This is a genomic window from Candidatus Pedobacter colombiensis (assembly GCA_029202485.1).
Taxonomy (GTDB): domain Bacteria; phylum Bacteroidota; class Bacteroidia; order Sphingobacteriales; family Sphingobacteriaceae; genus Pedobacter; species Pedobacter colombiensis.
The window spans coordinates 3,425,861-3,437,976 of record CP119313.1; the positions used below are offsets into that span (position 1 = coordinate 3,425,861).

At 37.8% G+C, this 12,116-nt stretch carries 12 protein-coding genes; 8 read left to right on the forward strand and 4 right to left on the reverse strand.

The window, feature by feature from the left end; genetic code table 11:
• Positions 1-61 precede the first annotated feature (61 nt).
• Both P0Y49_14370 and P0Y49_14375 read left to right on the forward strand, forming a co-directional pair.
• The gene (locus P0Y49_14370; GenBank protein ID WEK17978.1) at positions 62-1,234 is read left to right on the forward strand and encodes a LysM peptidoglycan-binding domain-containing protein; all 1,173 of its coding nucleotides are present in this window, start codon (positions 62-64) and stop codon (positions 1,232-1,234) included.
• Entirely contained in the window at positions 1,224-1,865 is a 642-nt protein-coding gene (locus tag P0Y49_14375) for a uridine kinase (GenBank protein WEK17979.1), read from the forward strand. The genes P0Y49_14370 and P0Y49_14375 overlap by 11 nt, the downstream gene beginning before the upstream one ends.
• Positions 1,866-1,902: 37 nt before the next feature.
• Here P0Y49_14375 and P0Y49_14380 read toward each other — a convergent pair whose 3' ends face one another.
• Together P0Y49_14380 and P0Y49_14385 are read right to left on the reverse strand one after the other, a co-directional pair.
• Positions 1,903-2,559 (reverse strand): CoA transferase subunit B, encoded by a 657-nt coding sequence (locus tag P0Y49_14380; protein ID WEK17980.1) that lies wholly within the window; start codon positions 2,557-2,559, stop codon positions 1,903-1,905.
• A 17-nt stretch (positions 2,560-2,576) separates the two neighbouring features.
• Positions 2,577-3,278, reverse strand: a complete 702-nt coding sequence (locus P0Y49_14385; protein WEK17981.1) for a CoA transferase subunit A — start codon at positions 3,276-3,278, stop codon at positions 2,577-2,579.
• 368 nt (positions 3,279-3,646) lie between these two features.
• Here P0Y49_14385 and P0Y49_14390 point away from each other — a divergent pair, with 368 nt between their 5' ends.
• On the forward strand, positions 3,647-4,912 hold the full coding sequence (locus P0Y49_14390; GenBank protein ID WEK17982.1) for an MBOAT family protein: 1,266 nt from the start codon (positions 3,647-3,649) through the stop codon (positions 4,910-4,912).
• Position 4,913: 1 nt separating this feature from the next.
• On the forward strand, positions 4,914-5,843 hold the full coding sequence (locus P0Y49_14395) for a hypothetical protein (GenBank protein ID WEK17983.1): 930 nt from the start codon (positions 4,914-4,916) through the stop codon (positions 5,841-5,843).
• Here the strand turns inward: P0Y49_14395 and P0Y49_14400 are convergent.
• Together P0Y49_14400 and P0Y49_14405 are read right to left on the reverse strand one after the other, a co-directional pair.
• On the reverse strand, positions 5,836-8,208 hold the full coding sequence (locus P0Y49_14400) for an endonuclease MutS2 (GenBank protein ID WEK17984.1): 2,373 nt from the start codon (positions 8,206-8,208) through the stop codon (positions 5,836-5,838). The two genes, P0Y49_14395 and P0Y49_14400, sit on opposite strands and share 8 nt — an antisense overlap.
• A 7-nt stretch (positions 8,209-8,215) precedes the next feature.
• A complete protein-coding gene (locus P0Y49_14405) occupies positions 8,216-8,770 on the reverse strand; it encodes a DUF4296 domain-containing protein (GenBank protein WEK17985.1) in 555 nt (184 codons plus the stop codon).
• 70 nt (positions 8,771-8,840) lie between these two features.
• On the opposite strand from P0Y49_14405, the gene P0Y49_14410 reads away from it, so the two are divergent.
• The 4 genes from P0Y49_14410 to P0Y49_14425 are packed head-to-tail and all read left to right on the forward strand — an operon-like array spanning position 8,841 to position 12,113.
• Positions 8,841-9,533 (forward strand): YggS family pyridoxal phosphate-dependent enzyme, encoded by a 693-nt coding sequence (locus P0Y49_14410; protein ID WEK17986.1) that lies wholly within the window; start codon positions 8,841-8,843, stop codon positions 9,531-9,533.
• 6 nt (positions 9,534-9,539) lie between these two features.
• The gene (locus P0Y49_14415) at positions 9,540-10,016 is read left to right on the forward strand and encodes a GNAT family N-acetyltransferase (GenBank protein WEK17987.1); all 477 of its coding nucleotides are present in this window, start codon (positions 9,540-9,542) and stop codon (positions 10,014-10,016) included.
• 11 nt (positions 10,017-10,027) lie between these two features.
• Entirely contained in the window at positions 10,028-10,834 is an 807-nt protein-coding gene (locus P0Y49_14420; protein WEK17988.1) for a DUF3298 domain-containing protein, read from the forward strand.
• A gap of 4 nt (positions 10,835-10,838) precedes the next feature.
• Complete coding sequence (locus P0Y49_14425) at positions 10,839-12,113, forward strand: aspartate kinase (GenBank protein WEK17989.1); 1,275 nt, start codon at positions 10,839-10,841, stop codon at positions 12,111-12,113.
• Positions 12,114-12,116: the final 3 nt, after the last annotated feature.

The window sequence follows — 12,116 nt, forward strand, 5'->3', positions numbered from 1 at the left end:
GAATTCGACGCTTTATTTATATTATTCGTATAATTGCCCTTTAAATTTTACAAAGACATTAATGCATAAATATTATATAGTATCCATTCTTGCACTCCTGATTAACTTGTCGACAGCAAGTGCCATCACAAGGGATTCAATAGGAGTAGAAAATCGCAACGGAAAGAAATTAATTATTCACCAGGTTGATGCCAAAGACACTTATTATTCAATCGGCAGACGTTATAATGTATCTCCGAAGGATATCATGAACTTTAACGACAGCAAGTTCTTACAGATTGGTGTCATCGTTAAAGTACCTACCAGCATTCCTTTTACGGCTTCAACTACTTCAGGCAAAACAAATCAGGCACCTGTTGCATCAACTACTACAGATGGCAACCTTACCGAACATACGGTACAAAAAAAGGAAAACCTGAATATGCTTGCCGAAAGATATGGCACAACGGTTAATGAGATCAAACGGGTAAACAACCTCAATTCCAGTAACCTTCAGATTGGACAATTGTTAAAAATCCCGGGAAAGCCTGCTGAGGAACCTGCAACAGAGCAACGTACACAACCCGTACAAATACCTCCTGTACAGCAAAAAGCAGAGGAAATTCCCGTAAAAACGAATATAGCTCCAGAAAACAGATACAAAAAGCCTGAGCAAACACCGGAAAAAAAGGCCGGAGCAACTACTAAGCCTGAAGAGTTTATTGAACATACAGTAGCTTCAAATGAAACTATATATTCTATCGCTACACGCTATAAACTGACCATGGATCAGTTAAAAGCTAAAAACAATCTGACTGATAATTCCTTACGCGTGGGGCAAAAGTTATTGATCAGTGGACAATATCCGCCGAAAAATGTTCAACCTCCTGCACCGGAAAATCATGCAGACACTTTAAATTCTATCAAAGATCCGGCATTAAGATATCCTGCCAGCAGATATGGCTTAAATCAGATCGACGAAAAAGGGACAGGTATGTGGATTGCAGATGCAGATCTTGACCCTTCGAAAATGCTTGTGTTACACCGTACTGCTCCTGTTGGAACGGTAATGAAAATCACCAACCCGATGACCAACCGGTCGACCTTCGCTAAAGTTGTTGGTAAATTCACAGAGAATGAATCGACAAAAGATGTTATCATTGTAATGACTAAAGCCGTTGCTGATGCACTTGGCGCTTTAGACAAAAGATTTTATTGCAATTTAACATACGGCGGACAAGACAATGAACAATAAGCCCTTCATTATTGGTATAGCGGGAGGAAGTGGATCCGGCAAAACCTTTTTTTTAAACTCATTTTTACATCATTTTAAGAATGATGAAGTTACCCTGGTTTCTCAGGATGACTACTACTTCCCTGCCGGCGAAATGACCCAGGAAGAGAATAAACTGTACAACTTTGATCTGCCAACAACCATTGATGATCAACAATTTTTATTGGATATAAAAAAACTCATCAATGGCGAAGTCATCTATAAAAAGGAATACAATTTCAACAACCCTTTAGCGGTAACTAAAATACTGGAAATCAACCCTGCACCAATCATCATTGTTGAGGGACTTTTTATTCTCCATTTTAAAGAGATTTCTGCTTTACTGGATCATCGAATCTTCGTGGAAGCTGAAGAAGAGATTGCTTTACAACGCCGTATAAAACGCGATGGTATGGAGCGTGGATATCCTGAAGACGATGTATTGTACAAATGGCATAACCATGTGGTACCAGCTTACAAAGAGTTCTTACTCCCTTACAAGGAAATATGCGACACAATTGTGATTAATAATAATGATACTCCTGATGATATCATTAAAATAACAGAAGAGATTTCTGTGGATTTGAAAGAAAAGTACTGTAGAATTAAGTAATAAAAAAGGAGCTTTAACAAGCTCCTTTTTTATACCATTAAAATACCATTTCAGGTACATTATCATCGGCGAACAACTTACCTAGTGTAGCCTGTCTGATAAAATCAACACTTACGCCGGGTGCACGTTCAATCAGTTTAAAGCCCCCTTCCGGCAATACATCTAAAACAGCCAACTCCGTCACAATTTTCTTGATACAATTTACACCCGTCAACGGCAAAGTACATTTTGGAAGCAACTTACTTTCTCCGGCCTTGTTTACATGCTGCATGGCTACAATTATATTTTTAGCTGAAGCAACAAGGTCCATTGCACCGCCCATACCTTTTACCATTTTACCCGGAATTTTCCAATTGGCAATGTCGCCATTTTCCGACACCTCCATAGCACCAAGGATGGTCAGGTCAATTTTCTGACTTCTGATCATTCCAAAGCTCAATGCCGAATCAAAGATTGATGACCCGGGCAAAGTAGTAATGGTTTGTTTTCCGGCGTTAATTAAATCAGCATCCTCTTCTCCTTCAAAAGGGAAAGGGCCCATCCCCAACAGTCCGTTTTCCGACTGTAGTACTACATTTATTCCCTCAGGGATATAATTGGCTACCAAAGTCGGAATACCAATCCCTAAATTCACATAATATCCATCATGTATTTCTCTTGCGATCCGCTGCGCAATTCCATTTTTATCCAGCATATAAATATTTTATAGGATTAGCCTTTAGTTCTAACTGTACGTTGTTCTATTCTTTTCTCATAATTTGCCCCCTGAAAAATACGGTGAACAAATACTCCAGGTGTATGAATCTGATCAGGATCAAGCTCACCGGCCTCGACCAGCTCCTCAACTTCTGCAATGGTCACTTTACCGGCCATAGCCATTACAGGATTAAAATTTCTACTGGTAGAACGGTAGATCAAATTCCCGGCAGTATCACCCTTCCAAGCTTTTACAATTGCAAAATCAGCATCAAAAGCGTACTCCATCAGATAATCTTTACCATTAAAGTTTCTCACCTCTTTACCTTCGGCTACTTCAGTGCCTACTCCTGCCGGAGTAAAAATTGCAGGCATACCATAACCGGCAGCCATACATTTGGTAGCTAAAGTTCCCTGTGGAATAAGGTCCACCTCAAGCTCGCCACTCAATAACTGACGTTCAAACTCAGCATTTTCACCCACATAAGAAGAGATCATTTTTTTTACCTGTCGCTGTTGCAGCAACAAGCCTATTCCAAAATCGTCTACCCCTGCATTGTTAGAAATGCAAGTCAATTTCTTAACACCTTTTTTTACCAACGCAGCAATACAATTTTCGGGAATACCGCATAAACCGAATCCACCGAGCATTAAAGTATCACCGTCTTCGATGTCCTTTATAGCCTCCTCAGCACCTGAAACAACTTTATTGATCATATCATTTGATTTTGCTACTAAATTATACTATATCTCGCGTACCGACCAAATATTTAGCGATTTATATAAAAATCATCATTAATGTCGAATAAGAGTGTATAACTAATGAACAAAACACTTTACATAAGTAACAAGCTGCATAATAAACGGTTTGAAAGTTATTAAATTTAATTATGGCTCTAATGCTTCTTGAGTATATGTTATTTAACTCCTTAAGTTTTGCTCTTTTTTTACCGATAGTTTTTCTGCTATACTGGTTTGTAACTCGAGGTAATCTTAAGCTTCAAAATAGATTACTACTGGTTTCTAGTTATTATTTTTATGCCTGCTGGGATTACAGGTTCCTGTTTCTACTAATTTTCTCGACCTTGCTGGATTACTATTCCGGAATAAAAATAAGCAAGTCCAGCAGCAAAAAAGTAAAAAGGTTTTGGCTCTGGCTAAGTATTAGTATAAACTTAGGTTTTTTAGCTGTTTTTAAATATTTCAATTTCTTCGCAAGTTCTTTTGCTGATGGACTTTCCTTATTAGGCTTTCAGACTAGTTTTTTAACATTAAATGTGTTGCTACCTGTTGGGATTTCATTCTATACCTTTCATGGTTTATCTTACATCATAGACATTTATAAAGGCAGGATAAAGGAAGAACGCAATTTTGTAGATTATTCGCTCTTTGTAAGCTTTTTCCCTTTACTTGTTGCCGGACCGATCGAAAGGGCCACCCATCTTTTGCCACAAATAAAAAAAGAAAGGAGTTTTGATGTTTCTAAAGCGGTAGACGGGCTAAGGCAGATCTTATGGGGCTTGTTTAAAAAGATTGTTATCGCAGATGGTTGTGCAGCGTATGCCAATATGATATTTAACCATTCATCTGAATACAACGGCAGCACTTTAATTTTAGGTGCTTTATTTTTCACTTTCCAGATCTATTGCGACTTTTCTGGTTATTCAGATATTGCTTTAGGCACAGCTCGTCTTTTTGGTATTGATCTGTTAAAAAACTTTGCATTCCCCTATTTTTCAAGAGATATTGCCGAGTTCTGGCGCAGGTGGCACATCTCCTTGTCAACCTGGTTTAGAGACTATCTATATATCCCTTTGGGGGGAAGTAAAGGTAGCACCTGGAAAAAGATCCGAAACACGTTTATCATATTTCTGGTCAGTGGTTTTTGGCACGGAGCTAACTGGACCTTTATTGTCTGGGGACTTTTAAATGCCCTATATATTATGCCATCGATTTTCTTTGAAACGAATAGGAGAAATCTGGATGTTGTAGCTGAGGGCAGAATTTTTCCCAATCTAAAGGAAACTATAGCTATGGGTATAACTTTTGGACTAACTGTGATTGCATGGGTATTTTTCAGAGCAAAGAACCTTCATCATGCTTTTGAATATCTAGGCGGCATGTTTTCCACCTCGGCCTTCAGCAAACCACAGTTACTTCCTCTACACCTTATATTGTTGATCATGATGTTTATGCTGATAGAATGGCGGGGAAGAACACAGGAGTATGCGATCGCCAATTTTGGGTTTAACTTCCCTAAGCCAGTAAGGTGGTCCTTTTATTATACATTGGTGGCAGCAATTGTTTGGTTTGCTGGCGAAAAGCAACAATTTATTTATTTCCAGTTTTAATATGAAACAGTTCCTAAAATCTACACTACTATTTCTGCTACCGTTAATGGTTTTCGGAGCCTCTGCCGAATTTCTCCTTCGTCATATTCCAAATGATTATGAACTTAAAAATAATTACCTAACAATGCACGGAAAGGAGATCACCATCTTATTCCTGGGGAGTTCGCATGCCTTTTATGGAGTTAATCCAGCCTATGTGAAAGAGAAATCCTTCAATGCGGCTTATGTTTCTCAATCGCTAGATTTAGATGAAAAGATCCTTGAAAAACATAGTGGGGACTTGACAAACTTAAAACTCATTGCCATACCTATTTCTTATTTTAGTTTATTTAGCTCTTTAAAGGATAACGAAGAAAGCTGGCGACTGAAAAACTATGAGATCTATTATGGAATCAGGACGGGCGACCTTTCTAATCACTTTGAAATATTTAGTAAATTTGAACAAAACATGTACAAGCTCTATTTGTACCTTATTAAAAAAAATAGCTTCATCAGCTCTTCAAATTTAGGCTGGGGCATATACAAGAAGCCTGAGCATAAAATTGATTTCCTTATGGCCGGAATCGAAGCTGCAAAAAGGCATAGCGGTATGGATAATGAACATTTAGCAAAGAATAAAGCTATTTTAGAGCACATGATTAGCTTTGCCAAACAAAGACATATACAAATATTATTTTATACACCACCAGCCTACATAACCTACATAGAGCACCTCAATGCAAAACAATTGAACCAGACAACACATCTAATGGTGGATCTGGCCGCACATTGTCATAATGTGACTTATGTAAATTTATTAAAAGATAACTCATTCCAGTTTTCAGACTTCCATGATGCGGATCATTTAAACACTTTAGGTGCTAAAAAACTTTCTATTGAACTTGATGCATTAATCCACCATATCCATCTGACAGCCAACAATCTTAATTAAAATAAACATAGGTAATACCATCCCCACCTCTGTCAGCATGTTCATCTTCAACACGGTTTATCTGACTATATTTTTTAAGGTACTGTCTGATCATTTTTCTAAGGATACCATCTCCTTTACCGTGAATCAATTTAACAACCGGAAAGCCAAGCATAATCGACTTATCGAGATATTTCTCTACCTCATGCAGTGCATCTTCTGTGCGCATTCCCCTTAAGTCCAATTCAGCATTAAAACTACTGATCGCTTCAGAAATACTGCCGGAATAAGAATTACTTTGTACAATTTTCTTGGCCTGTTTATTGCTAATCTTTTGCACCCTGTTCTTCTTCACTATAGACCGTAGATCGCCAAGTGCCAATACCAGGTTATCTCTATTAATTTCTAAAACCTGGCCCATGGTTTCAGTCCCTTTCAATTGCACCAAATCCCCCACTTCAATAGGCGTATTTAAAGGCTGAGGCACTTCCGGCTTTTTCTCTTCCTTTACCTGATGTTGTACCAAAACCTTTTGCAGATTTTGTCTCAGTTCCTTGGTCACCACTTTATCGGCTTGCTTCTCTTTAATCTCTGCAATGGTATTTTCAACCAGCTTATTTGCATTCTTGATGATAGATTGAGCCTCCAGCTTTGCTTCTTTAATCAGCAATTTCTTGTTTTCTTCCAGGAACGACTTCAGCTTCTCATTCTCAGCAACCAGATTTTTCACTTTATTCTGCTGGGTAGATAAATTCAATTTAGTATCATAAATATGCTTTTTCTCCCGTTCCAGATCAACCAACAAACTGTCAAGCTTATTCTGATTGGTTCCTGTTTTTACGCGGGCCAATTCAAGCACCTCTTTTTGCAAACCTATATTTTGAGCAATTTCAAAAGCATAAGAGCTTCCGGGCTTGCCAATTTCCAAAACATACAAAGGTTTCATTTTGTCATTATCAAACAACATCGAAGCATTCTCCAGTCCAGGTGTGTTACCGGCAAATAGCTTTAAATTAGAATAGTGGGTAGTAATTACGCCCCGCACCTTTTTATTGTTCAAAACTTCCAATACGGCCTCAGCAATTGGCCCACCAAATTGTGGGTCAGTACCGGTACCGAACTCATCAATCAGCACCAACGATTTAGGTGTAGCATGAGCTACAAAATACCGCATCTTGGTTAAATGCGCACTATATGTACTCAGGTCACTTTCAATAGATTGATCGTCACCAATGTCAGCAAAAATATGATCGAATATCCCCACTTCACTCGATTCATGAGCGGGAATTAACAATCCGGATTGTACCATCAGCTGAAGTAAACCCACTGTTTTCATACAAACAGATTTACCACCGGCATTAGGTCCGGAAACAAGCATAATCCTCAACTCCTCATTGATATGAATATTCAGTGGAACAACTGTCTTTTTATCTTCTTTAAAGGAAAGATACAACAGTGGATGCGATGCATTGATCAGCTTAGTTTTTGCTGCAGGGATCAACACAGGCATATCCGCCTCCACATCTATCGCAAACAAAGCCTTTGCCCTAACAAAATCTACCTTGGTCAAGAAGCCATGGTACGACAACAATAAAGGCGTATAAGGCCTTAAATCATTGGTTAATGCAATCAATATCCTAATAATTTCCCTTCGCTTATCAAACTCAAGGTCGCGCAGCTTATTGTTTAACGTAAAAACTTCCTCCGGTTCTATATAAACGGTCTGTCCACTTGCAGATTCATCATGAATAAAACCACGCAACTTCCTTTTATTCTCAGCCAGTACCGGGATACACATCCGGCCATCACGAATGGTTAAACTTCCATCAGCTACCCAATTGTTACCAACAGCTTGCTTATAGATCGAATCCATCCGCCTGCGTACATCATGCTCAGTTTTGGCGATATCGCCAATAATACTTTGCAGTTCATGCGAAGCATTGGGCTTAATTTTCCCCTTTGGGTCAAGAACAGTCTCTATTTTTTTAAGAATATTTTTTTCTACCGGAAGGTGTTCAAATAAGGCTTCCAGATTAGGATAAACATCCTTCCTTTCTTCAAAAAATCGCAAAACAGAAAATACCGTCTGCAAAGAAACATACATCTGGTACAATTCCTCTTCAACCAGGTAAGCCCCTTCTACCCTGATCTTTTCAGCAAAGGTCTTAATATCAAAAAAAGTACTGATTTGCAAAGGCTCCTGGTTTTCGAGGATACTTTTAAACTCATACGTTTGCCTCAAAAACTTATTGATCTGGTCAAACTTGGTCATTACCTGCATTTTCCCAACCATTTCTTGTCCCATTGGACTCAAACAGTGTTTATAAATAAGTTGCCTTACCTCATTAAACCCCAAACGCTCCAAACAATTCTCCGGATATAACATACTTATTTTAAATCTTTGGGACTTTATAGTCCATTTTTAATCTGATCACGTCAATATTCTTTTTAACCGTATCTTTTAACTTAGCGGTATCTGTTAACTTAGCCCCCTTCAGTTTAGTCCGATCTTTCAACAAAAAGTCAGCCCAGAAAGTTGAATCAGCGGTTCTGGTCGAATCCCGAATCGTTTTCATCTTTATTTTTAACATTTCATTTGCATTAAAAATAGAATCTGCCTTTACAATGGCATCCCTTTCCTTTTTCAACTGGCCGGTAACTTTTACATAAATATCATTTAATACCTGGGGCTCTTTATAATAGTAATTCATGCTCCTCGCATACAAGGCTGAATCGATATCATATTTCTTATAAATGCTTTTGTAGTAGCCCGCAGCGATTATTTTAACTGAATCGGGACGGGCAAGCTGGCCAAGATAGCTATCCGCAATATGTATATCGTGCAATACCTTAGCCATCTCATCTGGCTGTATGATATCTTTTGGGATACCGGGTTTACATCCTGAGCTAAAAAAAAAGATAATTACGATATATAGAAAGTTCCTCATTATGTTAAAACATCATTATTTCTTAGACAAAGTTCGCTAAGGTTGTTAATTTTACCAAAAATACTGATAAATGAGTATAGCAGATAACTTATTAAAATATAAAAACGAATTAGATCCTATATCCGTTAAACTAATTGCGGTGTCTAAATACCAGGAAGCTGATGCTGTTTTGGAAGCTTATAATGCCGGACAAAGGGTATTTGGTGAGAATATTGTACAGGAACTGGTTGATAAACAAGCCAAGCTACCGCAAGATATAGAATGGCACCTGATAGGCCATTTGCAAACCAATAAGGTTAAATACATCGCTCCTTTTATTAGCTTGATCCAATCGGTAGACAGCTTAAAATTATTGACGGAGATCAATAAACAAGCCCTTAAAAACAAACGGGTAATTGATTGCCTCCTTCAGATCTATATTGCTGATGAGGATACCAAGTTTGGACTGGGTTTTGATGAAGCCATAGAACTGCTTCGCTCTGATGAGTTTGCCGCTTTGCAAAATATACGCATTGTAGGCATTATGGGTATCGCCAGCAACAATGCATTGGAAAAACAAACCTCTGATGAGTTTAATGAATTAAAAGTATTGTTTGATGGGATTAAGCTAAGTTTCTTTAGAAAGGCAGACTATTTTAAAGAAATATCAATGGGTATGTCGGGTGACTATAAACTAGCCATTGCACAAGGTAGTACAATGGTACGCATTGGCAGCAGCATTTTTGGGAAGAGAAAGGTTAAACATTATAAAGAAGAGTTGTAAGGAAGAATGAACATAAATATAAGGGTAGCTGTAAAAGAAGATTGTGTAAGATTACTGGAACTGGTACATGAGCTGGCGCTTTACGAAAAGGCTCCTGAGGAGGTTACAGTTACTTTGGAAGAGTTTATTGACGCAGGTTTTGGCGAACATAAGGTGTGGGATGCTTTTGTAGCTGAGGTGGATGGTTTTATTGCAGGTTTTGCTATTTATTATACCAGATACTCCACATGGAAAGGCTGTCGCCTATATCTGGAAGATTTTATTGTAACAGAATCTTACAGAGGTAAAGGCATTGGCAAATTACTTTTTGAGCGTGTCGTACAAGAGGCAAAAGATAAAAACTATAATGGTATGAACTGGCAGGTTTTAGATTGGAATGAGCCAGCGCTTAACTTTTACAATAAATATGACGCGCAATTGGATACAGGTTGGCTTAATGCCTCCTTCTCTACTGAGCAATTAAAGATGAAATCATATCAATAAAAACCTATCCTATGAAAAAATTAGCTCTTTTATTCATCTCTCTAAGCTTTATAGCTTGTCAGAATGAGAAAAAAACCATTAATGGTTCAGACAATATAAATGAAACGGATTACACCAGCCTGTCTTTTAAATATGACTCGGTAAAAGTATCCAGTAATTTCGTAATTAAGAGCAATGAAAATACAACGGACACCACAAAAGCGGTCATCAGGTATCCTGTATTTCAAGACCAGCAAATCAACCAGTTTATTGAGCAAAAGGTAATGAATTGTGCAAATGAGGGTGAGCATTATACCACCTACAAAGATTTCACCAATGCTTTTGTTAAGAATTTTGACTCTTTCAGCACGGAGAATAAAGATTATGGACAAACCTGGTTTATGGATGCAAAAGTAGAGGTTAAAGAACAGCACCCACAGTACCTTTCTTTTCTGCTCACTTTTGTAAATTATGAAGGCGGTGCACATCCTAACAGCGCTTACACCTACCTGAATTACGATCCGCAAAATCATAAGGAGGTTGTTTTAGATTCACTGATCAATCCCGGCTCAATGCCAAAATTAACTGCTATAGCAGAAAAGGTATTTAGAAAAAATGAAAAGCTATCCCCAACTGCGAGTTTAAAAGACAATTACTTCTTTGAAAACGATAAGTTTAGCTTAAATCAAAATTTCAGCATTACCAAAAAAGGTCTAAAGTTCCTTTATAATCCATATGAAATTAAAGCTTATGCCTACGGAATTACTGAGCTGGTTATTCCTTTTGCCGATTTAAAGGATATCGCAAAACCAAACAGCTTACTTAACCCCGCTAATTAAAAAAATGAAAGTATTCAAATTTGGAGGAGCATCTGTTAAAGATGCCGATGGAGTGAGAAACGTCGCGTCAATCATCAATAACCACGAAGGTCATCAATTACTCATTGTTGTTTCCGCAATGGGAAAAATGACGAATAGACTGGAAGACCTGACTAAGGCTTATTTAAACAATCAGGACGATGTATTGCAAATATTTGAAGAGATAAAACTATACCACTTTAACATTTTAAATCAACTCTTTCCAGATCACAATCACCCAATATTTAATGATATTGTAAATACGTTTGTAGAGATAGACTGGCTGATTGAAGAGCAACCTGATGATGCGCCCGATTATATTTACGACCAGATCGTTTCTATCGGCGAGATTGTTTCCACTAAAATATTAGCAGCATGGTTGGGAACTTTACGTGACAATGTAAAATGGGTAGATGCCCGCAATTTCATCCATACCGACAATACCTATCGTGAAGCCTCACTAAACTGGGAAAAAACGGAAACAGAAATAAAGAAGAATCTGGAACCAATTTTGGCCGAAAATATTGTCGTAACGCAGGGATTTATTGGTAGTACCAGCGAAAACTTTACGACTACGTTAGGGCGTGAAGGTTCTGATTATTCTGCAGCCATATTTTCTGCCTGTTTAAATGCAGAATCGGTAACCATCTGGAAAGATGTACCCGGCGTTTTAAATGCCGACCCTAAATGGTTTGATGAAACAGAAAGAATTCCTCAGCTTTCTTACCATGATGCAATAGAACTGTCCTATTATGGTGCCACCGTTATCCATCCAAAAACCATCAAGCCTATACAAAACAAAAATATACCTTTATATGTACGCTCATTTCTTCATCCAAATGCTGAAGGAACAGCTATTACCGATCTAAAGAACCATTTGCATGTACCTTCCTTTATTTTTAAAGTAAACCAGGCTTTATTATCTATATTCCCTAAAGATTTTTCGTTCATTATTGAAGAGAACCTGAGTCATATTTTTAGCCTGTTCCATAAACACAGGGTTAAAATCAATACCATGCTCAACTCTGCCATCAGTTTTTCCATCAGCTTTGATTATGATGAGAAAAAACTGGAAGCTTTAATCGCAGATTTATCTAAGGATTACAAAACGAAATACAATACCGGAGTAGAATTGGTTACCATCAGGTATTACAACCAGGAAACAATAGATCGCGTAACGGTAAATAAGAACATTCTTTTGGAGGTAAAAAGTAGAAATACCTGTCAGATTGTAATGAAAGATAAAAAAGAAACGGAGTAAACA